Genomic DNA, 23,026 nt, shown 5'->3' with positions numbered 1-23,026 from the left:
AGCGGATCTTTTTTTCTATCAAAAAGTGAGGTGAATGCGGTATGCGCATTTTACATACAGCTGACTGGCACCTCGGCAAAACGCTGGAAGGCAGAAGCCGGCTGAGCGAGCAGGCCGAAGTACTGGAAGAGCTGAATACCATTGTCAAGGAAGAAAACATTGATGCGGTCATTATGGCGGGGGATGTATTCGATACGGTCAACCCGCCTGCGCTCGCTGAACAATTGTATTACGAAAGTCTTTCCGCGCTTTCTGACGGCGGAAAACGCCCGGTTGTCGTCATTGCCGGAAACCATGACAATCCCGACAGGCTGGCGGCGGCTTCTCCGTTAACAAATGAGCGCGGCATTCATTTAATCGGCTATCCGCGGACAGAACCCGTCCATATTGAGGTGCCGTCGGCGGACGAGCTGTTAGCCGTAGCCGCGCTGGCATATCCGTCAGAGGCGAGATTAAACGAAGTGCTTTCTGATACGTTTGAGGAAAAGCTTCTTCGCGATCATTACGATGTGAAAATCAGAGAGGCGTTTGCTCACATGTGCGGGCTGTGCCGGAACGATGCCGTGAAAATCGCGGCGAGCCACATTTATGTCGCGGGGGGAAATCAGACCGATTCAGAGCGCCCGATTGAAGTCGGGGGCGCTTACACGGTCGCCGCTGACAGCCTGCCGGCTGATGCGGCTTACGTGGCTCTCGGCCATCTCCACCGTCCGCAAACGATCAAGCGCGCCAAGACGGCTGCCCGTTATTCAGGCTCTCCGCTCGCATACAGCTTTTCGGAAGCCGGTTATGCCAAATCGGTGACAGTGGTAGAAGCGAAGCCCGGCGGAGAAGCGAAGTGGGAAGAGATTTTCCTGTCTTCCGGTAAACCGCTCGTCAAATGGAAAGCGCAGGGGCTGAGCGAGGTTCACGGCTGGCTTGATGAAGGGCGTGACCGGAATGCCTGGATCGATCTTGATATCCATTTGACGGATCAGCTTTCTCTCGAGGAAATTCATCGGCTGAGAAAGGCGCATCCCGGCTTTATCCATATCAGGCCGGTTTTTGAAGAAAAAGAGACCGAAAATGACCGGATTGAAGTGAAACACACATCAATTGAGGATCGATTTAAGAAGTTTTATGAAAAACAAACGGGCGGCGGCGTGCCGGATGAGGAGATGGTCAAGCTGTTTTTAGAGCTTGCGTCAGCAGATGATGAGGAGGATGCGACATGAAGCCGATTCTGTTAACGATAAAAGGGCTCCACAGCTTCAGGGAGGAACAGACCATTGATTTTGCCGGACTGTCAGGAGCCGGGGTGTTCGGGATTTTCGGGCCGACCGGAAGCGGAAAATCGTCGATCCTTGATGCCATGACACTCGCTTTATACGGAAAAGTGGAGCGCGCCGCAAATAATACGCACGGCATTCTGAATCATGCCGAAGATCAGCTTGCCGTCTCATTTACATTCGCGCTTCAATCCGGCCACCGGGTTTCCTACAAGGTCGAGCGCGTTTTTAAGAGAACGGATGAAACGAAAGTAAAAACCGCCCTCTGCCGGCTGATTGAAATCAAAGACGAACAAACAGTGCTGGCCGATAAAGCGAATGAAGTGAACAAAAAGGTAGAGGAGCTTCTTGGCCTGACCATTGACGACTTTACAAGAGCCGTCGTGCTGCCGCAAGGAAAGTTTGCCGAGTTTCTGTCGCTTAAAGGCGCGGAAAGAAGACATATGCTCCAGCGCCTGTTTAATCTGGAACAGTACGGGGACAGGCTTGTCAAAAAATTGCGGCGGCGGGCGCAGGAAGCGGCAGCGAAAAAAAATGAAATGCTGGCCGAACAATCCGGCCTCGGAGACGCAGGAGAAGATGCGCTGAAGCAGGCTGAACAGCAGTTTCACGAAGCGAACGAACGGCTTGAAGCAGCTGAGAAGAAACGGGTCCGGGCAAAAGAGCGTTTTGAAAATCACCAGGAAATTTGGAACTTGCAGACAGAAAGAGATGAATATGAGCGCCGGGAGAAAAAGCTTGAGGAAAGACGCCCGTACATCACGGATTTGACTGAGCGTCTTAAAGAGGCGGAAACAGCTCTCGCCCTTGAGCCGTACGCAGACCGCTGCACCGAAGCCGTCCGCCGGAAGCAGCGCGCCGAACAGGAACACGAACTGGCCAAACGGAAATCAGAGGCGGAAACCGTTTCATTTACCCGGCAAAATGAAGCCTATGAAGCATGGCGCGCCCATAAGGCCGAACAGGAGCCGAAACTTGTCAAGGAAGAAGAGCTGTATCAAAGACTTTCAGCCATTGAACAAAAACTGCTTGAAGCGAAAAAAGAAGCGGAAAAAACAAATGCGGAGCACAGCAAAAAAGAGGAAGAATACGAAGCCGCCTCGAAACAGCTGGCCGCAGTGAAAGACCGCCTGACCCGCGGCCAAAACAGGCAGAATGAGCTGAAAGAAGAGCTGAAAGCAGTTCAAGTGACCGCCGATGAACGGAAAAAATGCCAGACCGCAGCACAGCTGGCGGCGGGCTTTCAGCAGACACAGGAACAAATCACGAAAGAGCGGGCCAATCTGACAACGCAGCTGAAAAACGTGGAGAAGCTCAACGGAGAAAGCGAGTCGCTCACAGCGAAAGCGAAAACGGAAGAGGAAGACATTACGCGCGCTTATCAAACGCTGCAAACCGTTTACCATATGATCTGTGAAACGGAACGTTCACTGAAAGCCGCAGCCGAACGGGCTGAAAAAACGCAAGCCGATCTCCGCAGGCGCTCAGAGGAAGCGAGAACGGCTGCATTAACAAAAGAATTATCGGAAAAACTGATCGAAGGAAAGCCTTGTCCTGTATGCGGCTCGACGCAGCATGACCGCCCGCGTTCCGCTCATGAAACATTCTCGCCTGATACCGCTGTGCAGGAACATTTGCAGCAGGTGGAAGCACTGCTTTCTGAGGCGGCGGCTCTTTCTCAGGAAGTGCTGACAGCCAAGGTTGCATTAGAAGAACAGTCGGGGCGTTTTACCGAAGAATGTCCGTTTCTGCAAAGCGCCCGGGTTCCGGAGCTGGAAGCCGCTTCTTCCATCAGCGGACGCCCGCTTGATGAAGCGTTCAGCGCCGTCCGCTTGGAATGGAAACAAATGAAACAGGATATGCTGTCGGTAAAAGAGAAGGTCACAAGACTGATCAGCGCGCATCAGCAGACGGTAAAACAAGCTGAGCAGCTTGCCGAACGAATCCGCTACGAGGAAAAAGAAGCCGACCGTCTCAGACATTCATTAGAAGAGCTTGAATCGCTGTCAGAAAGCCGATTGAATCAGTACAACGAAGTCTGCGGTCATATTCCGCCAAACCGGATTGACGCCTGGCAGGCTTCGATAGATGAGAAGGACAGGCAGGCAGAAGAATGTGAGAAGCGCATTGAAACAAGCATCGCATTCCTCAAGGAACATGAAGAGGAGAAAGAACGCCTGCAGGAGATGAAGCATCGGCTTGAACGGGAACGGCTCGAGCTTCACTATGCGTCTGAGCGCCTGCAGCAGGTGATTGACGGATATGAACAAGAGCTCGGAACAGCAGCTGAAGAAACATCAATTTCCGCAAAGCTTGAAGCGGTGCGGCAGGAATTACAGCTGTTAAAATCAAAAGAACAGTCCCTATTCGATGCGCTGAAGCAGGCGCAGCAATCGCTGAATGACGCAAAAGGCCGGGAATCAGGGAGTCTCATGTCACTCAGGGATGCTGAGGCCTCTCTTGAGAAAGCGCAAAACGACTGGCGCGTGAGGTCAAAAGACACCGGGTTTACCGAACCGGACCAAGTTAAAAAAAGTCTGCTTCCGCAAGGGCGTGCAGAGGAAATGAAAAAAGAAATTGATGAGTTTCTGGACACCTCAAAACAGCTATCGGCAAATATCAGCCGTGTTACTGATAAATTAGCCGAGCGCCGGATATCGGAGGAAGAATGGACAGCATCCGTTTCTCTGCTGAAGCAGGCAGAGGCTGAGTCAGGCGCCGCCATGGAGGAAAAAGGAGCACAGGCAAAAGCCTTCGCGGTTATGCAAAAACAGCATAAGCGCTTTAAAGAGATTGAAGCCGAACTGAAAAACTGGCAGACACAGATTGACAGGCTTGATAAGCTCCAGTCTGTATGTAAAGGCAATACATTCGTCGAATTTTTAGCGGAAGAACAGCTGGAAAGCGTGGCTCGGGACGCCTCTGCCCGTCTCGGAGCGCTGACAAGGCAGCGGTATGCCATATTAGTCGATTCAGAAGGCGGTTTCGTCATGCGTGATGACGCGAACGGAGGCGTCAAACGGCCCGTATCAAGCCTTTCCGGCGGGGAGACGTTTCTGACATCGCTGTCGCTTGCGCTGGCCTTGTCCGCCCAGATTCAGCTGCGGGGGCAATACCCGCTGCAATTCTTTTTCTTAGATGAAGGATTCGGGACTCTTGACCAAGGGCTCTTAGACACCGTTGTCACAGCGCTCGAAAAGCTGCAATCGGACAACTTATCCGTCGGAGTGATCAGCCATGTGCAGGAGCTGAGAGCGCGTCTGCCGAAAAAATTAATCGTTCATCCGTCCGAACCGGGCGGGAAAGGCACCCGGGTCACATTAGAGATCATGTAGAAAGGAGAAGGAATTATGGCTGATTCTGCCGAGGGCACATGTGAATTATGCGGCCGCCATCATGTGCGGCTGACGGAGCACCACTTAACGCCTAAGGAAGAAGGCGGCACATTCCTTCCGACCGCAATGCTCTGCATCCCTTGTCATAAACAGGTTCACGCGCTCTATACGAATCAGGAGCTTGCGGCAAGGCTCGCGGGAATAGAAGAGCTGCGGCGTGACCCGAAACTCGCGCGGTTTGTGAAATGGATCAGAAAACAGCCGCCGGAAAAGCTTGTAAAAACAAAAAAAGCAAATGAACGAAAATAACGCTGAACCAAAAGCAGCCCTCTTCTGAAAGAGCGGCTGCTTTTTAGGCGTTTCCGACCACATTTTGATCGCTGACATCGGGGTCTATATAGTTTGTCGCATTGACAACGTTGTTTAATAACAGGAAATCTCCGGTATTGCCTGCTCCCGAACCGAGCGCAGATTTAGAAGAGCTTTTTGGAGAAAGGTAAAAGGAATCACCAAAGTTTACGACTCCGCCCGATATGGAATTGATAGCTATAGGTCCGGTAATTGCTGGCATAAACGACACCCTTTATAGAAGTCTCACCGTCATTATATGTCAGGGCTGCTGTGATTGTGAGCTTGGCGTGAAGATCTGCCTAATATGTTTCAGCCGCGAATCTCCCAGAACGACCGACGTCGATCCGATTTGAACCACGGACGCTGACGATACCCCTTGAACTTTCACATTCCTTACCCGAATTGAAGGATTTTCATGGCAGAATGCGCTTTGGACTCCCGTTTCCGGTAACGGCATGACGGCCGGCTGCCGAAAGATCTGGTATTCTTTTTTGTTAAATGAGCCTTCATCATCTCTGTATACAGCAAGACTGCGCTGATCGGCCAATACTTTGATCCGCATATTGATTTCATTCGTATCGCCTGCTTGAAAGACACTCGCAATCCCGACTGAATTGATTTTGGCGTTCCGGAGGCGTGAAATGCGCTTTAACATTATTCCGGCGCCAGCGGCACAAAAGGCCCGATAATAAGAGATTCCGGAGGCGTGTCAAAGATGGAAGACAGATAGACGGAATCGGTGTCGCCGATTAATAATAAGGAAGAACTGGATACACCGGTAGACCGGATGTCGCCGACTTCAATATTCCGGTTAATCACTGTAAAAATCATGACGGATCATCACCTTTCATTTCACCAGGTATGTGTTTAATAAAGTGCTCGACGGCTCTGACAATATCACGCTTCACATGTTCGGCAATCTGCTCGGCATATTGCGCGGGCGCCGTATTTTCTTCTTTCGGGACATGGGACAGATAATACTGAATCCGGCTGTCCATCTGTTTTCTGATATCTTCAATAATATGATATTTGTTCGTTTCGTCCAGCCTGCTCTCATACTGAGTTTCGAGCTGCTCTAAAAGCGCGGGGATTTCTTCATTCAGGTACATATCGACGTTTTGACGGATTTGCTGCATTTGCTGGCCCGCCTGTTCCTGCTGCATCATTCCGACCTGCGGAGATGTCTGGCCGACTTCGAAGTTTTGCACGGCATTCGGATCAGTCGGATTCAATCCGATATTCAGCGTTCCTTCCAGCCGTTCAATTTTCAGCTGATCAAATTTATACTCGAGCCGATCGATTCTTGTAGAAGGCTGCTGCTTCAGCGTTGAAATTTCATTTTGGAATTCTTTCAGCTGCCGTTCGAGCTCCTGAATCTGCTGCGCCTGCTGCTGGACGAAAGAATTTAAATTCTGCAGGTAGGATGAAACGGATTGATCATACATGACATTCACCTCGCGTCTCGTTTCCTTCATTAAAACTACCGGCTTGGCGGCTGGAGCGGTACAAATGATGAGGTGCCGGGACCTCCCCCTGTTGTTACAGCCTGCTGTCCCGCGGTGACAGGCGGCGCCGGCTCAACATAACTCCCTGTGTTGTACAGATTGGAAAGAGATTTAATTGAACCGGCGCTTCCGATTTGCAGTATGGAGGAATTGCTGACAGATTCTACACGCATGTAATTGATATGGATCGACTGATTGACGTAAAAATTCATACGGCGCCTCCTTTATGCGTTTCCTGCCATCGGCTGATCGATTACATCATTATCGTACACATTCGTTGAATTCCTGTAATTCGTCAGTGTGAGATTGTCTCCGGTATTGAAGCTGCCCGCTCCGGCAAATGTCTTAACCTCTGCTTTTGGAGAAATGGTGATGCAGTCGCCTATATGAACGACTCCGCTCGTACCGACGGCATTAATTTTAAACGCTCCGACAATTGCGGGCATACGAGCACATCCTTTTCGTGAAGATTTTCATGACTGCACTCCAGGAGCTTATCTGGGCTGCCTGCCTAAAATAGCTTATGACAAATGCACATTTTTGTGAGCGGAAAAAACTTTAGACGTAAAAAACACCGGCGCTTTACAGATGCCGGGTCTTATACATAAATGATACAGATTTATATACATATCACGTTTATGAGAAAGCCTCTTTTCTTTCGCGGCCGTGCTGAATCTGTGCGGCCGGGTTCGGCCCGCTGTCTTTCGTTTGTTGGATGAGCCCGCCCCGGCACCCGTTTAAAAGGCTGTCCAGCTCCTGGCTGCACCTGATGGTCTCCGTCGCATTGATTCCGAATTTTTGCGCTGTCTCGAATAAAGTTAATCTTTTTTCTTCAATTTTGTTCATCGTGTGATCTCCAATTCTCGATTATTTTGGAAAACATAGGATGATAATAGTATAACCCATTTTGGCCAAGAAGGTTTTATTTCGTCAATATGACTAAAAAAGTGACAATTTTTGATACTCTTTTACACTTATTTTCAGCCTGTTTAAAAGAGGGATTTCCCGCCCGGAGGAAGAATACATAAAGGAATGCCATTTAAAAATGATGGGGGATTAACATGAAATTTGCGACAGGGGAACTGAACAGCCGAAAATTTGTCGGTCTGATTATTGATGATGACAAAATCTTAGATCTGCAAAAGGCTGAAAAAAAATTGTTTGAACTTGAGACGATTCCGGGTTCGCTGATCGAGTGCATTCAAAAAGGAGATAAGTTTGTCGCGCATGCCGGACAGCTTGCGGAATGGGCGAAAAAACCGAATGACGAGTCGGGTTCATTTATGTATGCGCTGTCTGACGTAAAGCTTTGCGCGCCTATTCCGAGACCTTCAAAGAACGTGATCTGCATCGGGAAAAATTATCGTGATCATGCCGTTGAAATGGGGAGTGAGGCGGATATACCGGAGCATCCCATGGTTTTTACGAAAGCCCCGGCTGCCGTTACAGGACACGGAGAAACAGTGAACAGCCACTTGGACGTAACGGAGCAGCTTGATTATGAAGGGGAGCTTGCGGTAATCATATCAAAAAGCGGATCGCACATCTCCAAAGAACATGCGCTTGATCATATATTCGGCTATACAATTGTAAATGATATAACAGCGCGCGATCTGCAGAAAAAACATAAACAGTTTTTTATCGGCAAAAGCCTCGATACGACATGCCCGATGGGCCCGGTCATTGTACATAAGTCGGCCGTCAGTGATCCGCAAAGCCTGAAAGTTGAAACGCGGGTGAACGGAGAACTGCGCCAATCAGGATCAACGGGTGACATGATTTTTCCGATAGCTGAATTAATTGAGACGCTGTCAAAAGGGATGACGCTTGAAGCCGGTGACATTATAGCGACGGGAACGCCGTCCGGTGTCGGAAAAGGGTTTAAGCCGCCGAAATTTTTAAAGCCGGGGGACCGCATTGACATTACAATTGAACCGATCGGCACGCTGTCGAACCAAATCGGATAATTGTGTGTCTTTCGCACGATTGATAATGCTCCGAGCGGCTTGTTGTGGTACCATAAGTGAGGCAGATTGATCTGATAGGGGGAATTGAACATAATGACACATTGGCATATTACTTCATGGGTCGTTGCGCTTATCCTGGTGTTTGTCAGCTACGGGCTGTACGGTGCCGGAAAAGCGAAGGGCGCAAAAATTACGCATATGATTCTGCGCTTATTCTACATTATTATTATTCTGACCGGAGCTGAGCTTTTTGTCCGTTTTGCGAATTGGAACGGAGAGTACGCCGGAAAAATGCTGCTCGGCATCATTACCATCGGACTGATGGAAATGCTCGTCATCCGCAAGAAAAAAGGCAAATCAACCGGCGGACTGTGGATCGGTTTTATTATCGTGCTCGTCCTGACGGTGCTGCTCGGCCTTCACTTGCCGATCGGTTTTCACGTATTTTAATCAATCGCGCTTGAAAAACCCGGATGCATCCGGGTTTTTTTTAGTTGCGCAACTGGGCCGCTGAATGAGAAATGCCGTGTTGATGAGGCGAAAGAGATGTGCAGGATGCCAAAAGCGTCAATCACTCTTGTTGCCGCAAAAGCTACGGCTGTGATGGGTAAAAGCAAACGCCGGCCGTCAATCAGCGTGAAAAACAAAGCTGAATACATCAGGCGGCACCTATTTAAAAGGTGCCGCCTGTTTGTTACGCGGTGCCGTCTTGTCTTGCCGCTGAATACATAATGGAGCGCCGCCCGTCAGATGCCGTCCATTCAAATCTGTCGTGTTTACCCGAGCTGCCGCGGTGATGCTGCAGGGCGCATTGTGCGTCATCCGCCGAGAAGTGATAAAACGAAACGCCTTCACCGGAAAACAGCGCCTGATTATAGGAAAATACGCAATCATATACAGACAGGCCGAACCCGTGCAGATGGCTGAGAAACAGCAGAAACGTTTCATCGTCCAGCGAATCGAGCAAGGTTAACAGCGGCCGTTTGACCGCCTTTTCATAACGGATTTCTTCCCCGCCGAGCAGGGGGATGGTGTCTGCGCCGATTTCGGCCGAACCGCCGCAAATCCGTGCCGGCTGCCATCTGCCGTCGCGTTTCATCAATACGTCTGCGTTTCCGAGACTGTCTGCAAGCAGGATATCGCCTTCATCGTTTTCGACGAGGCAGATGCCGTCCTCTATCATCAGTGTGCCGCGCCCCCATTTGTTTTTTTCTGAGAAAAGCTGTTTTCGTTTCATAACCGTGCCCGTCTCCTTTGTTTGTTTCTTCTCTTCCGTTCTTTCCAAATCGGGCTTGTCTCATACAACTCTTAGTGGGACAAATCAACTATCTGCGTTTCTTTGCATAAACTGGGTAAAGTGCTGATAGAAACGAATTTGAAACCGACAGAAACGGGATTGGAGCTGATATCACATGTGTGGAATTGCGGGTTGGGTCGATTTTCAAAAGCAGCTCGTCCAAGAGAAACATATTATGAACAATATGATAGACACTCTTTCAAAACGAGGGCCTGATGATTCAAACGTCTGGGGAGAGCCCCATGTTTTATTCGGACATAAAAGACTTTCGGTCGTTGACATTGAAGGCGGCCGCCAGCCGATGGCCTGCACGCATCAAGAGGAAACGTACACCATCATTTATAATGGCGAGCTGTATAACACGGAGGAATTGCGGAAGGAGCTTCAGGCGAGGGGCCACCGTTTTGAGAGGACCTCTGATACAGAAGTGCTGCTGCACAGCTATATTGAGTGGCGGGAGGAGTGCGTGGACCGCTTGAACGGTATTTTCGCTTTTGCCATCTGGGATGAAAAGCGAAAGCGGCTCTTCGGGGCAAGAGACCGGCTCGGCGTCAAGCCGTTTTTTTATAAAGAACACGGCTCTTCCTTTCTGTTTGGGTCGGAATTGAAAGCCATTCTTGCTCATCCTGATGTGAAAGCCCGCACAGACAGCGGCGGACTTGCGGAAGTATTCGGACTCGGGCCGTCCAGAACTCCGGGCTGCGGGGTGTTTAAAGGAATTCACGAGGTGCGTCCCGCCCATGCGTTCACTTTCTCAAAGGACGGTTTGTCCATATGGCGTTATTGGAATGTAAAGAGCGAAAAGCATACAGACAGCTTCGATGAAACCGCCGCTCACATTCGGTACTTATTTCAGGATGCAGTGACACGCCAGCTCGTATCTGACGTGCCGGTTTGCACGTTTTTATCAGGGGGGCTTGATTCGAGCGCGATAACCGCGATAGCCGCCGCTCATTTTGAGAAACAAGGAAGAGATCCCCTTCATACTTATTCAATTGATTATGAGGAGAACAGCAAATTTTTTAAAGCGAGCGCCTTTCAGCCGAATGATGACGGCCCGTGGATCGATAAAATGACAAATGCATTCGGCACACAGCATCATAAGTGCGTGATTACGCAGGATCAGCTGGTTGAACATCTGGAGGAATCCGTTCTCGTCAGAGACCTGCCGGGCATGGCTGATGTTGATTCATCGCTATTATGGTTCTGCCGGGAAATTAAAAAAGATTTTGTCGTGAGCCTTTCCGGAGAATGCGCGGACGAAATTTTCGGCGGATATCCGTGGTTTCACACCGCGGCAGAAGAAGACGGATTTCCTTGGATGAGGTCGACTGAGGAGAGGGTCACGCTCTTGGATGAAAAGTGGCAAAAACGGCTGAATCTTAGAGAATACGTGAATGCGAGATATGAAGAAACCATTGCGGAAACGCCGCTGTTAGACGGTGAGACGGGAACAGATAAAGCGAGACGGCAGCTGTTCTACTTAAATATGCTTTGGTTTATGACCAATCTGCTCGACCGCAAAGACCGCATGAGCATGGGCGCAAGTCTTGAAGTACGGGTGCCGTTCGCCGACCACAGACTTGTGGAATACGTTTGGAATATTCCTTGGGAAATGAAAATGCATGGCAGCCGGGAAAAAGGCATTTTGCGGAAAGCGCTTGAAGGACTGCTTCCTGAAGATATTTTGTACCGCAAAAAAAGCCCTTATCCGAAAACGCATCACCCGAAATACACGCAGGGGGTCACAGAATGGCTGAAAACGATTTTACAACAGAAAGATTCCGTGCTTCACACCCTGCTTGACAGAAAGAAGCTGGAAATGCTGCTGGAGACAGAAGGTTCATCTTTTCAGGTGCCTTGGTTCGGCCAGCTGATGAAAGGCCCGCAGCTGATCGCCCATCTTGCCCAGATCCATACATGGTTTGAGGCGTACCGTATCGATATAGAAGAATAACAGTGCCGCGACCGGTTTCCGCTGAAGGATATCGGTCTTTTTATTGTGAAACATATGGTACACTAAAAAACAGAGGAGTGATACCATGACCGAATACGAAACATGCACCCAGCTTGCCGAGGTGCACTTTCCTTTATATAAACGGACTTTCTCATCCCTGCCGCCAAAAAACAGGCGGGCCGCATGGGCGGTGCTTGCTTTGTTTCACGAAGCTGATCGGCTTGATATGCAGGAACTTGGGGGATTTGAACAGGCGGCACAAGACTTTCTGAACGGGGCACGCGCCGACGGCTTTTTGTGGGAGGCGCTCACTGATGTGCGGCAGCAATTTGCACTTGAAGAAGAGCCGTTGCGTGAGTTTATCGCCGGCCACATCTCTGACAGAGAAAAAGTAACGTATCAAGAGTTTGATGACCTGCTGATGTACGCGGGCCAAACAGGCGGAGCCCTCGGCCTGCTTCTGCTGCCGGTTTGCGCGCGCCGGAACCAAGAGAAACTCCGCCATGCAGCCGTTTCATTAGGAGCAGCCATTCAGCTGACCCGGGTGCTTCTGAGGGTCCATACGGATGAGCGGTCGAAAAAGCGTCTCCCGCGCCAGGTGATGATGCAATTCGGCTATACGGAAGAAGAGCTGGAGAGCCATACCGTCAACAAAGCTTTTATGAATGTATGGGAGTACATCGCATTCGAGGCTGAGGCGTATTTCGAGGAGGCGTCTGAAGAGCTGGAGCTGTTTCCGTTATACTCAAGACCCGCCGTTACCGGTTTGCTGGCACATTACCGGTCAGAGCTCGGTGACATGAGAAAACGGCTTTCGCAAGCATAAAAAAACGCCCGGCTTCTTAACGAAGCTCGGGGCGTTTATGCAATCCCTTTTTGAATCCAAATCCGCGACCGCCATCTTCTGTACATAAGAATGCCTCTGACCCATTCATCCGCGATAAATGAAATCCAGATGCCCATAAGCCCCAATCCGAAATGGATGCCGAACAGATAAGCGAGAGGCAGTCCGATACCCCACATGGAAATCATCGCCATGTAGACGGGGAATTTTGCATCTCCGGCAGCCCGCAGCGAGTTGATGATAATGACATTAAATGAACGGCCGGGCTCAAGAATGATCGTCATGGCGATCAGCATGCTCGCCGTCGCAATAATGTCAGGGCTGCTTGTGAAAATTCCGATCAGCTGCTTTGAAAACAAGGTCATGATCACGGATGTCAAAGCGGCAATGCCAAGCGCCCAGTACAGACTTTTCATGCAGCGGTCATAAGCGTCGTCAAACCGTTTGGCGCCGATATATCTGCCGATCAAAATCTGTGTGCCCTGGCTGATCGCTGTTCCGAACAGCAGGATAAACATGGTGATGTTTTGTGTATAAACCTTTGTTGTAAGCGCCTGAGCGCCCATAATGGCGATAAAATAAGTGACAACCATTTGTGAAATGTTATAAGACAGCTGTTCGCCGGCAGACGGAATCCCGATTTTCAGGAGTTTCCGCAAGTGCTCTTTATGGACGTGAAAAATCTTTTGCCATGTCAGACCGAGTCCGATGCGTTTTTTGATTATCACAATCATCGCGATGAGCCCGATGATCCGCGCAAAGGACGTTGACATCGCAACACCGGCGACGCCTAACACCGGAAGGCCGAGCGGCCCGAAAATGACAAGAAAGTTTCCGGCAATATTTAAAATATTCATCCCGATCGTAACGAACATCGTATCCTTCGTATGACCGTAGCTTTTTAAAATGGCGCTGAACGTCATAATCAAAGCCTGAATGAAGGACAGCCCGCCGACCACCTGCAAAAAGACTTTGGCATCCGGCATCAATTCATTGGAAAGACCCATCACATGAAGCAGCGGAACGGCCGCAAAAAATATGGCGGCGCTGATGGCGAGACTGATGACAAAGTTCGCTCCTATTGATACATAAGCCACTTCCTGCGCCTCTTTTTTCTGTTTAGATCCTAAAAACTGTGAAATCACAATTGTCGTACCCGTTGCGATAAAGCTGAACATCACGATAATTAAATTTAAAATCTGATTGCTGACACCCACGGCCGCCACACTGTTGTCAGAGTATTGGCTAAGCATAAGAGTGTCGGCGTTTCCCATAAACATATATAATGAAACCTCAATAAATATCGGCCAAGTCAGCGCGTATAATGAGAGTTTGTGATCAGAGGATTGTTTGAATGCAGCCCGTTTTAAAATCGCTTGTTTCATTTCTTTTAACCCCTTTCCTGAAAAAATCAACGTTTAAAAGTGTACCTCCATTTTCTTATAATAAAAAGGGAGAGAAACGAAACTTCTTGCAAAAATCCGACTTAAAAAGGAGGGCCGGAAATATGTCCTTTCTCGAGTTCACAGTCCCTCCGTTCCCGGTCTTTATCGCTGCGGGAGAAGGAGTGTTCAAAAAAGGCGAAACCCATGTGAGACGGGTCTTCCCGGTGTTTGATCTGCTGTATGTGAAAGAAGGCGTCCTCTACATTACAGAAGACGAAAACGCCTTTTCCGTTGAAGCGGGAGAATATATTCTGCTTTCTCCCGGGCTTGAACATTACGGAACAAAAGGCAGTGAAGAAACGACATCCTATTCGTGGCTTCATTTTGAAGGAGCGGATTATGAGGTGACGGAAACCACCGGGAACAACTGGTCGGAGCTGAGGCGAAAAAAAGGGAGCTTTGAAGAGCCGTCCCGCTACCGCTTGTCCCTGCCGCAAAAAGGGAAGGTGAGACGCCCGCAGTTTATGGCCGGGCAATTCAGTGTGCTGACAGATGAAAGCGCCGAGAACTCCGACCTGCCGCTCAGAAAGCAGATTCTGTTTGAAGAGCTGCTGCTCCATCTTCAGAAAGAAGCGTTCCAAATCCCGTCCGCAAAGGAAAGAGTCGCATGGGAGGCCGCCCGGTACCTGCAGGAGCACTATCAGGAGAAAACAACCATCAAAGCGCTCTCTTCGGCACTTCATTACAACCAAGACTACGTGACCCGCTGCATGCAGCAGGTGCTCGGCGTCACGCCCGGCCAGTATACGAACAAAGTCAGAATGACGGAGGCGAAACGTCTTTTGTCCGCAACCAATGACAAAATGGGGGCGATCGCGGACGCCATCGGCATGGAGGACCCAACCTATTTTTCCAAACTGTTTAAACAGATTGAAGGCATTTCGCCGCTTGAATACCGCAAATTCGTAAGCCGGAAAACGGACTGACCTAATACCAGAGAACAGAAGAGGGATCGGTAAGCATGAAAATGACAATTTACGACGTGGCCGAAAAAGCGGGCGTCTCCATCTCGACCGTCTCGCGGGTCATCAACAATACGGGGAGGATCAGTGACAAAACCCGCCGGATGGTGCTCCGTGTCATGGAGGAGATGGACTATCATCCGAATGTTCACGCATCCGCTTTGACGGGCAAAAAGACGAATATGATCGGCCTGATCACCCCGGACATTTCAAACCCGTTTTTCGGGGAACTGGCGAAAAGCATTGAAGACAGCGCCGGTGTACTTGGGTTTCATATCATTATCTGCAGCACCGATTATCAGCCTGAAAAAGAAACGAAGTATTTTTCGATGCTGCGGCAGAAGCAGGCGGACGGCATTATATTCGCGACGGGACTTGATCATGATGACAGCGTCACGGCGCTTGATGATATTGTGAAATCGGGCATCCCGCTTGCGATGATTACGCAGGATAAACCGCTCGCGCCGATGGACGTCGTCATTATCGATGACTTTCTCGGCGGCTATACGGCGGCTGAGCATCTCATATCTTTAGGCCATGAAAGAATCGCCTGTATCGTCGGAAACGGTTCGACCACGGGTGAAAGAGACAGAATCAAAGGTTTTCAAAAAGCGATGCGGGAAGCGGGGATGACACTAGATGAATCGCTGATCATACCGACGGAATATTCGCTGGAAAGCGGAAAACAGGCAGCGGGCGAGCTGTTTGACAGAGACCTTCCGACCGCCGTTTTCGCCTTTAATGATGTCTTGTCATGTGCGGCGATACAGGCGGCGCGTTCCCGGGGCATTCGGGTGCCGGAAGACTTGTCCGTCATCGGCTTTGACAATACCATTCTCGCTGAAATGACGGCACCGCCGCTCACGACGATTTCTCAGCCGATCCGCGAAATGGGGCGGCGTGTCGTTGAACTTCTCATTGATGAGATTCAAGGGAAGAAAAAAACAAAAAGCAAAATCATTTTATCTCCGGAACTCGTCATCAGGCATTCTACGGCACCGGTAAAAACGCGCCCTCAGCGATAAGGCGCGTTTTTTTCTGTGAAAAACATTGTCAAACGAGCGAAAAGCATTGTAAAATTAAAACAGCTTTTGAGAAAGCGCTTGCGCAAATACTGCGGATTGCAAGCAAAGAAAGCAAACAGCTTGAGTTGTAAATAAAGCGCTTTCAAAATAATGATTTCTGTTTAATAAGAGAAACCGCTTGCGCCATTACGGCATGCGGCCTCAAGAAAAAGGAGCGGTGATAGATGACAGATCAAGTCAGGTGTGCGGTGCTGGGATTAGGACGATTAGGGTATTTTCATGCGAAGCATTTAGCCGGCGAAGTGCGGGGAGCCGAGCTTGCGGCCGTCTGTGACCCGATGAAGGGGAAGGCGGAAGCGTGTGCGAAAGAATTAGGAATTGCCAAATGGACGGAGAATCCGTATGAACTGCTGGAAGATCTCACGATTGACGCCGTCATCATTGTCACGCCGACAAGCACACATGCGGAAATGATCATGAAGGCGGCTGAAAACGGCAAGCACATCTTTGTTGAAAAGCCGCTCACCCTGAGTCTTGAGGAATCGATAAAAGTCATGAAAAAAATCGAAGAAACGGACGTCATCTGCCAGGTCGGTTTTATGAGGCGGTTTGATCCGGCATACGCCGACGCGAAAAGAAGAATCGACGCCGGGGAAATCGGCAGACCCATTTATTATAAAGGATTTACAAGAGATCAAGGCGCACCGCCCGCGGAATTTATCAAACATAGCGGAGGGCTTTTCATTGACTGCTCGATTCATGATTACGACATCGCGAGATATCTCATGAATGCCGAGGTTACGTCTGTCAGCGGGCACGGGAGGATTTTAAAGCACCCGTTCATGGAGGAGTGCGGCGATGTCGATCAGGCATTAACATATCTTGAGTTTGATTCGGGCGCGGCCGGCGATGTGGAGGCAAGCCGAAATTCTCCGTACGGCCATGACATCCGCGCGGAAATTATCGGGACGGAGGGAAGCATTTTAGTCGGCACGCTGCGGAAAAGCCATGTCACCATTTTAACGGAGTCAGGCAGCAGCTACGAAATTATTCCGGATTTTCAAGCCCGCTTTAAAGACGCTTACCGTCTGGAGCTTGAGCACTTTGCCGAATGTGTGAAAAAAGGGGAAACGCCGATTGTGACAGACATCGATGCCGCGATTAACTTAAAAATCGGGATCGCCGCGACGGAATCTTTTAAAACCGGAAGGCCTGTAAAGCTTACCCCGGGCGCCCCCGGCTATGCCGGATTATGATAGATTCGAAGTAAAAAAGCAAAGGCCCGGCATGCCTTTGCTTTTTTATGATTCATATGAGAAAAAAATGTAGTCAGTCGGCACGCCTTTATAGCCCATTTGGTGAAGCATCGCGCTTATATTGCCGCGATGGTATGTGCCGTGATTCACAATATGCCGGATCACATCGGCATATGTCGTCCGAAGCGTTCCCATGCGCGGATGAGAAATGGAGATCGGGCCTTCCATGTTCTCCGATTCTCTTAAAAATTCGCTGTATTCTTTGTCCAGTTCAGTCATTCTATGTTCAATCGCCTCAAAATCTCCGTCAAGCTTTTCAAATTGATCAAACTGCGAGACGATTTGTTCGTAAGTTTCTCCGTAAAGCACGTGAAGCCAAATGTAATCAGCCCGGCATATATGCACAAGCACGGCGTTCAAAGTCGGAAAAACACTATCCAGTTCCTGCTGTAAGCTTGCCGCGGGCAGGGTCTTCAGATGCTGAATAACTTGCTCATTGGCCCATCTGTGGTAGTGATACAGCTTTAAAATGTCTGACATTCCAATTCCCCCTCTTCCTTCCGGTACATTCAACATGACCTGGCCGAATTCCTTTTATCGAAACAAAAGCGCCGCAAAATAAAAAGCAGCACCCCACATCACCAATGCCGAGCATTGATTCAGGATGCCGAGGAGCCGGCCGCCTGTATCCGCGGTTTCGTTTAATAAAAGATTACGTCACGATGGCGCCGAGCGCTTCTGCGAATGTAACGGCATGAGACGGAGAGATGCGGCATCCTTTCAGCTTATCAAGCGAGACGTGCAGATGATCAAATGTGCACGTGCTGATATCCATATTAAAAAGAGACGTGCCGATGAAGTTTGCGCCGTTCAAATCACAGACGTCAAGATCTGTGTATTCAAGAACGGCATCATTCCACTCACTTTCTGAAAGGCCGCACGAGTCAATACGGACATGCTTCATATTGGAATAGCTGAAGGAGCTGTAATTTGCGAGGCAGTCTTCAAACCGTACATGACGCATGGCGGAATCCGCCAGATTCAAGCCGAGAAGTTTTGAATGCTGAAACGCCGTTCTATGGATGATGCTTCCGCTGAAATCAGCGTTTGAGACATCACATTTGTCAAACAGGACATCCGTACATTCCATATGTCTGAAAGAGACATCCGTAAAAACGGTGTTTCTGAAAATGACTTTTTCGGCGCGCAGGCCGTCCAGTTTGCCGTTTACGATGCCGTTTTCAATGATGACTTCTTTGAGCTCCTCATCCTGAAGCGCTTCAGTGAAAGAAAGCACCGGCAATTCTTTCGGGATTTTCGGTTTTTGGATCGTATTCATCTCATACTCCCTTTTCTAAACATAATAGCTGAAATCGGCAATTGGCAGATATCGTTTTCGCCCCTGCCCACCCTTGCCGAATTGCGTGTTGCTTACTGAACAAAGGGTAATATCAAAGCGGGATCGCGTCAATAGCGGCGCTTATAAAAGCTTCATTTCGTTTGAACTCATCCGGCACGCCGAAAGATAACAAAACAAAGCCCTTATAAGGGATGCCAAGGGCTTTTGTCTGTTTCAGGCGAGTTCTTTATACATGATCACATGCGGGCCGATGCCGGGTATGTCAAAGGGGCTGCCCGTGCTTTTCCAGCCGAGCTTTTCGTAATATCCCTTCACGTGACATCTGGCGTTGCACCAGACAAGCGCCGCCCCCATATCTGCCAGTTTTCGTTCCGCATAGGCGATTAACGTGCTTCCCGCTTTTTGCGTCCGGTATTCTTCAAGCGTTGCCATGCCGCGCAGCTGGTAGGCGGGCGCCGCCTGTAAAGCCTGCTGGTTCTGCGGGTAGAAAGAAGCGATGCTGATCAATGTCCCGTCGTAAAAACCTCCGAGATGAAATGCTCCTTTGACGCTGTCCTGATCATATTTACAATCCTCAATCGTCTGATGGGGGCGCAGCACGCTGTGTCTGATCGCGTATGTGTCTTCTGCGGTGATGGGTTTTACTTCAACCATGAAAAAATCCTCCTTTGCTTGATTCTTTTTCTGTATCGTACCATGAAAAAGCCGCCTGTCATATCAGGCGGCCTCTTCCGCGTCAATGCAAATATACATCAGCCCGCTTTTCATCCTTTTGCTTAATATAAGCTGCAAGTTCTGATGTCAAATCAGAACGGAGAAACGGGGTGATTAAATAAATTCCGTTAAACAGTTCGCACGCCGTGTCGAGAAGCGACTTGGCGATGGCGAGGCCTTCGGTTTTCTGCTTTTGCTTGTCTTCGCCGGCGAGCGCCATTTTTTCCCGGATGCTGTCTGACAGCTTAATGCCCGGGATTTCATGATGAATGAACTCTGCGTTGCGGCTGCTCGTTAACGGCATAATTCCGATATACACCGGTGTTTTGAGATGTTTCGTTTCATGATGAATGTCAATGAGCTGCTGCTCCGAGTAGACAGGCTGGGACACGAAGTAGTCAGCTCCGCACTCGATTTTTTTCTCCAGCCGTTTTACCGCTTTATCAAGATGGCGGACATTCGGATTAAATGCTCCGGCTACGGAAAAGTTCGTTTTCTTGCCGAGCGGTTTCCCTGATAAAGAAATGCCCTCGTTGAATTGTTTAATCAGCCTGATCAAGTCAAAGGACGTTAAATCATAGACGGAGGTAGCCCCCGGAAAGTCGCCGATTTTTGAAGGATCGCCCGTGATGGCTAAAATGTCGGTAAGCCCGAGCGTATCCAGCCCCATTAAATGTGACTGAAGGCCGATGATGTTGCGGTCTCTGCATGTAATGTGAACGAGAGAACGGATATCAAGGCGTTCTTTCAGCAATGAACCGCAGGCGGCATTGCTGATCCGCGGTGTCGCCAATGAATTGTCGGCGAGCGTCAGCGCTTCTATGCCGGTTTCTTTTAATTCAGCCGCCGCTTGCAGAAATTTGTCAAAATTCAATTTTTTCGGCGGATCAAGCTCTACGATAATTGACCGTTTTTGAGCGGCGATTTCGTTTAAACCCGGCTCGGTCCGTTCATTCCGGACGGAGATGACTTCTTCTTCCCGTCTGATTTTCACTTCTTTATCAGTGACGGGAGAAAGTCCGCGGACCGCTTCAGCCATGGCTCTGATATGGTTTGGCGTCGTACCGCAGCAGCCGCCGATAATGCGCGCGCCCTGAGTGCGGAACTGTACGGCGCTCTCCCGGAAATAGGCATCGTCCGTATCATAAACAAGCCGGCCTTCTTCTAAAGACGGGAGGCTGCTGTTCGGATAGACCGATAAATAAGCGTCACGGAATATCGGCACTTCGGTGAGCGCTTCAATCATGTGGTACGGGCCGAGCCGGCAATTGATTCCCGTTATGTCAGCGCCGAGATCGGCAATTGACCTGAGGGCTTCCCGAAGCGGCGTTCCGTCCTGCAGCACGCCCTGTTCGTGCATGGATACGTTCAGCATAATCGGAAGTTCCGTTTCTTTTCTCGCTATCTTCAGCACTTCGCGCGCCTCTTCTAAATCATAGTATGTTTCCAGGAGCAGACCGTCCGGCTCTTCGTAAAGCAATAAATAAAGCTGCTCCCGAAAGCTGCGTTTAATCTCCTCCAGGCTGTAGGCGTTTTTGTTAAATGTGCGGATGCCGCCCATCGTTCCCAATACATAAGCGCCGTCTGAGGAAGCGCGCGCGATTCTGACCGCCTCCTGATTGATTTTTTTCGTTTCATCCTCAAGTCCGTATCTTGAGAGCTTAATAAAATTCGCGCCGTACGTATTTGTCTGGATGATGTCTGCCCCGGCTTCCACGTAAGCCTTATGTATCCGCTTGATTTCCTCGGGCTTTGATACGTTCAGTTCCTCAAAACATCTGTCAATGCCGTAGGAATAGAGGAGAGTGCCCATCGCGCCGTCTCCGATTAAAATCCGTTCTTTTAAGTCTTGTAATAGTCCCATTGTTTGCCTCCTTCGTCACATTCAGCAAGGAAAAAAGAGAAATAAAAAAAGTCTTCTTAAGAAGAAGACTCTGTAATCATTTGTCTCTCTTCTTATCTTCCAAGCTGTTTTTAGCTTGCTGGATTTAGCACCTTGGTCATGGTTTGGGTTAAACCATTACACCGGTTGCTGAAGCGTCGTCGGGCCAGTCCCTCGGCTTCTCTTGATAAGAACGTTCATGTAATTGTCATGGGTTTCCAAAACTTAACTGTGAAAATCCCTTTCTCCAAATTTACCGAAAATAGAGACAATAATCAATAGGAATCACATAATTTATCTAAAATTAATAAATTGAACGTCAATCGGCAGGTCTGCCCCGCGGACGGCTGCAATAATCTGCTGCAGATCATCTTTATTTTTTCCGGTGACGCGCACTTGGTCGTCCTGAATCTGCGACTTTACCTTCAAGCCGGAGTTTTTAATCACCGCGTTGATTTTTTTGGCGCTGTCTTTATCAATGCCCTGTACAAGCTTCGCGCGCTGGCGCACCGTGCCCCCTGAGGCATTTTCGATTTTGCCGTATTCAATGTTTTTCGTCGGCACGTCCCGTTTGATCAGCTTGCCGCTCAGCACATCTTTGAGCTGATTCAGTTTAAACTCGTCATCAGAAATCAGGACAAGTTCTTCCTTTTCTAAAGTTACATCGCTTTTAGATCCTTTAAAGTCATAGCGCGTGCCGATTTCTTTCAGCGTCATCTGAATCGCATTCTGCACTTCGGGAAATTCAACTTTGGATACAATATCAAAAGAACTTTCTTTTGCCATGAGAAAACCTCCTATAACATTTCACTTATGAGTTGATTATAGTAGAATAAAGAGAAATGTCCAACTGCATAAAGCATGAATTTATGCATATTGGAAAAAATGAGAAAAACATCAGCCCCATACGGGCGAATCAGGAAGGACGATAACATGAGACCAGGGCAGCAGCTCACGCTTAGTATAGATCATCAAACCGATTTCGGTTATTTTTTAACCGACGGCGAGGATACGGTTCTTTTACATAACAGTGAAATTACAGAGGATATTGAAGACAGAGATGAAGTGGACGTATTTATTTACGTCGATCATCAGGAAAGACTCGCGGCGACGATGAAAAAGCCGCTCATCAGCTTTTATGACTACGGATGGGTGGAAGTGACGGACGCTGTGGAGGATATGGGCGTATTCGTCGACGTCGGTCTGTCAAAAGACGCGCTCGTCGCAACGGAGCACCTGCCTCCGTACAAATCCGTCTGGCCGCAAAAAGGCGACAGACTGTATTGCATGCTGAAGGTGACAAGCCGCGGACGCATGTTTGCCAAGCCGGCGCCTGAGGATATCATCAGTGAATTATTTACGGATGCAGAGGAAGACGTCATGAATAAAGACCTGACAGGCACGGTGTACAGACTGATCGCATCAGGCTCTTTTCTGATTACCGATGAAGGCATCCGCGCGTTTATTCACCCTTCAGAAAGAAAAGAAGAGCCGAGACTCGGCAGCCGCGTGACGGGGCGTGTCATCGAGGTGAAGGAAGACGGCTCCGTCAACATGTCCCTGCTGCCGAGAAAGCAGGATGCGCTTTCGGTTGACGCGGAGGAGATTCTGACCTATCTGAGATCAAGAAACGGCGCGATGCCTTACGGAGACAAAAGCGATCCTGACGATATCCGCGAACGGTTTCATTTAAGCAAAGCCGCCTTTAAGCGGGCGCTCGGGCACCTGATGAAAAACGGCAAAGTGTATCAGAAAGACGGCTGGACATACGAAAAACAATAAATTTTCTGCAAAAACATCGGTGAACCAAAACCGGTGTTTTTTATTTTCTCAAAAGCTTCTATGCCCTCATTTGTTT

Annotated in this window: 25 protein-coding genes and 1 riboswitch; of the genes, 11 read left to right on the top strand and 14 right to left on the bottom strand. The window is 49.2% G+C overall.

Annotated features, from left to right (window positions below; all coding sequences use genetic code 11):
- The first annotated feature begins 41 nt into the window (after positions 1-41).
- Genes sbcD through AC2CGA_RS05605 form a run of 3 tightly spaced genes read left to right on the top strand, consistent with a single transcriptional unit; the run spans position 42 to position 4,912 of the window.
- A complete protein-coding gene (gene sbcD, locus AC2CGA_RS05615) occupies positions 42-1,214 on the top strand; it encodes an exonuclease subunit SbcD (protein WP_003155146.1) in 1,173 nt (390 codons plus the stop codon).
- Positions 1,211-4,603, top strand: coding sequence for an exonuclease subunit SbcC (gene sbcC, locus AC2CGA_RS05610; protein WP_024085102.1), 3,393 nt, complete (start codon positions 1,211-1,213; stop codon positions 4,601-4,603). Before sbcD ends, sbcC begins: the two co-directional genes overlap by 4 nt.
- Positions 4,604-4,618: 15 nt before the next feature.
- On the top strand, positions 4,619-4,912 hold the full coding sequence (locus AC2CGA_RS05605; RefSeq protein ID WP_003155144.1) for a hypothetical protein: 294 nt from the start codon (positions 4,619-4,621) through the stop codon (positions 4,910-4,912).
- Positions 4,913-4,955: 43 nt separating this feature from the next.
- On the opposite strand, the gene AC2CGA_RS05600 is transcribed toward AC2CGA_RS05605, so the two are convergent.
- The 7 genes from AC2CGA_RS05600 to AC2CGA_RS05570 form a co-directional block, all read right to left on the bottom strand.
- Positions 4,956-5,174: a spore germination protein gene (locus tag AC2CGA_RS05600; protein WP_003155143.1), complete on the bottom strand. Its 219-nt coding sequence runs from the start codon at positions 5,172-5,174 to the stop codon at positions 4,956-4,958.
- Positions 5,175-5,213: 39 nt separating this feature from the next.
- Entirely contained in the window at positions 5,214-5,609 is a 396-nt protein-coding gene (locus tag AC2CGA_RS05595) for a spore germination protein GerPE (RefSeq protein ID WP_003155142.1), read from the bottom strand.
- Positions 5,609-5,785, bottom strand: coding sequence for a hypothetical protein (locus tag AC2CGA_RS05590; RefSeq protein WP_060386853.1), 177 nt, complete (start codon positions 5,783-5,785; stop codon positions 5,609-5,611). Before AC2CGA_RS05590 ends, AC2CGA_RS05595 begins: the two co-directional genes overlap by 1 nt.
- Positions 5,782-6,399 (bottom strand): spore germination protein GerPC, encoded by a 618-nt coding sequence (gerPC, locus tag AC2CGA_RS05585; RefSeq protein WP_003155139.1) that lies wholly within the window; start codon positions 6,397-6,399, stop codon positions 5,782-5,784. The genes AC2CGA_RS05590 and gerPC overlap by 4 nt, the downstream gene beginning before the upstream one ends.
- 35 nt (positions 6,400-6,434) lie before the next feature.
- A complete protein-coding gene (locus tag AC2CGA_RS05580) occupies positions 6,435-6,671 on the bottom strand; it encodes a spore germination protein GerPB (protein WP_003155138.1) in 237 nt (78 codons plus the stop codon).
- Between the two features lie 12 nt (positions 6,672-6,683).
- Positions 6,684-6,905, bottom strand: a complete 222-nt coding sequence (locus AC2CGA_RS05575; protein WP_003155135.1) for a spore germination protein — start codon at positions 6,903-6,905, stop codon at positions 6,684-6,686.
- A 190-nt stretch (positions 6,906-7,095) separates the two neighbouring features.
- Positions 7,096-7,305 carry an aspartyl-phosphate phosphatase Spo0E family protein gene (locus tag AC2CGA_RS05570; RefSeq protein WP_003155132.1) on the bottom strand — a complete coding sequence of 70 codons (210 nt, stop codon included), beginning with the start codon at positions 7,303-7,305 and terminating at the stop codon, positions 7,096-7,098.
- 215 nt (positions 7,306-7,520) lie between these two features.
- Between AC2CGA_RS05570 and AC2CGA_RS05565 the strand changes: the two genes are divergently transcribed.
- Both AC2CGA_RS05565 and AC2CGA_RS05560 read left to right on the top strand, forming a co-directional pair.
- Entirely contained in the window at positions 7,521-8,426 is a 906-nt protein-coding gene (locus AC2CGA_RS05565) for a fumarylacetoacetate hydrolase family protein (RefSeq protein ID WP_014417375.1), read from the top strand.
- Between the two features lie 93 nt (positions 8,427-8,519).
- Positions 8,520-8,876: a YisL family protein gene (locus AC2CGA_RS05560; RefSeq protein WP_003155128.1), complete on the top strand. Its 357-nt coding sequence runs from the start codon at positions 8,520-8,522 to the stop codon at positions 8,874-8,876.
- 244 nt (positions 8,877-9,120) lie between these two features.
- Here AC2CGA_RS05560 and AC2CGA_RS05555 read toward each other — a convergent pair whose 3' ends face one another.
- Positions 9,121-9,663, bottom strand: coding sequence for a DUF2777 family protein (locus AC2CGA_RS05555; RefSeq protein WP_024085103.1), 543 nt, complete (start codon positions 9,661-9,663; stop codon positions 9,121-9,123).
- A 175-nt stretch (positions 9,664-9,838) separates the two neighbouring features.
- Here AC2CGA_RS05555 and asnB point away from each other — a divergent pair, with 175 nt between their 5' ends.
- Together asnB and AC2CGA_RS05545 are read left to right on the top strand one after the other, a co-directional pair.
- Positions 9,839-11,680, top strand: coding sequence for an asparagine synthase (glutamine-hydrolyzing) (gene asnB / locus AC2CGA_RS05550; protein ID WP_003155123.1), 1,842 nt, complete (start codon positions 9,839-9,841; stop codon positions 11,678-11,680).
- Positions 11,681-11,765: 85 nt separating this feature from the next.
- Positions 11,766-12,506 (top strand): squalene/phytoene synthase family protein, encoded by a 741-nt coding sequence (locus AC2CGA_RS05545; RefSeq protein ID WP_484480146.1) that lies wholly within the window; start codon positions 11,766-11,768, stop codon positions 12,504-12,506.
- A 35-nt stretch (positions 12,507-12,541) separates the two neighbouring features.
- On the opposite strand, the gene AC2CGA_RS05540 is transcribed toward AC2CGA_RS05545, so the two are convergent.
- Positions 12,542-13,909: an MATE family efflux transporter gene (locus AC2CGA_RS05540; protein WP_484480145.1), complete on the bottom strand. Its 1,368-nt coding sequence runs from the start codon at positions 13,907-13,909 to the stop codon at positions 12,542-12,544.
- 122 nt (positions 13,910-14,031) lie between these two features.
- Between AC2CGA_RS05540 and AC2CGA_RS05535 the strand changes: the two genes are divergently transcribed.
- The 3 genes from AC2CGA_RS05535 (at position 14,032) to iolX (ending at position 17,212) form a co-directional block, all read left to right on the top strand.
- Entirely contained in the window at positions 14,032-14,895 is an 864-nt protein-coding gene (locus AC2CGA_RS05535; RefSeq protein ID WP_003155120.1) for an AraC family transcriptional regulator, read from the top strand.
- Between the two features lie 35 nt (positions 14,896-14,930).
- Positions 14,931-15,956, top strand: coding sequence for a LacI family DNA-binding transcriptional regulator (locus tag AC2CGA_RS05530; protein WP_003155119.1), 1,026 nt, complete (start codon positions 14,931-14,933; stop codon positions 15,954-15,956).
- Positions 15,957-16,180: 224 nt separating this feature from the next.
- Entirely contained in the window at positions 16,181-17,212 is a 1,032-nt protein-coding gene (gene iolX / locus AC2CGA_RS05525) for a scyllo-inositol 2-dehydrogenase (RefSeq protein ID WP_003155118.1), read from the top strand.
- Positions 17,213-17,257: 45 nt separating this feature from the next.
- Here the strand turns inward: iolX and AC2CGA_RS05520 are convergent, their stop codons facing one another.
- The 5 genes from AC2CGA_RS05520 to AC2CGA_RS05500 form a co-directional block, all read right to left on the bottom strand.
- Positions 17,258-17,752: a DinB family protein gene (locus AC2CGA_RS05520; protein ID WP_043866973.1), complete on the bottom strand. Its 495-nt coding sequence runs from the start codon at positions 17,750-17,752 to the stop codon at positions 17,258-17,260.
- A 172-nt stretch (positions 17,753-17,924) separates the two neighbouring features.
- On the bottom strand, positions 17,925-18,551 hold the full coding sequence (locus AC2CGA_RS05515; RefSeq protein ID WP_003155116.1) for a pentapeptide repeat-containing protein: 627 nt from the start codon (positions 18,549-18,551) through the stop codon (positions 17,925-17,927).
- Between the two features lie 234 nt (positions 18,552-18,785).
- A complete protein-coding gene (locus AC2CGA_RS05510) occupies positions 18,786-19,226 on the bottom strand; it encodes a GNAT family N-acetyltransferase (RefSeq protein WP_007409151.1) in 441 nt (146 codons plus the stop codon).
- Between the two features lie 82 nt (positions 19,227-19,308).
- Positions 19,309-21,150, bottom strand: a complete 1,842-nt coding sequence (locus AC2CGA_RS05505) for a bifunctional homocysteine S-methyltransferase/methylenetetrahydrofolate reductase (protein WP_484480144.1) — start codon at positions 21,148-21,150, stop codon at positions 19,309-19,311.
- 89 nt (positions 21,151-21,239) lie between these two features.
- Positions 21,240-21,362, bottom strand: a riboswitch (SAM riboswitch).
- A gap of 100 nt (positions 21,363-21,462) precedes the next feature.
- Entirely contained in the window at positions 21,463-21,954 is a 492-nt protein-coding gene (locus tag AC2CGA_RS05500) for a YajQ family cyclic di-GMP-binding protein (RefSeq protein ID WP_003155112.1), read from the bottom strand.
- 99 nt (positions 21,955-22,053) lie between these two features.
- On the opposite strand from AC2CGA_RS05500, the gene AC2CGA_RS05495 reads away from it, so the two are divergent.
- Entirely contained in the window at positions 22,054-22,950 is an 897-nt protein-coding gene (locus AC2CGA_RS05495; protein WP_169539338.1) for a CvfB family protein, read from the top strand.
- Positions 22,951-23,026 lie beyond the last annotated feature (76 nt).

The organism is Bacillus sp. SYZHCR11 (assembly GCF_057196865.1).
Note: the sequence above shows the minus strand (reverse complement) of the source record. Positions and strands in the feature narration are given on the sequence as shown.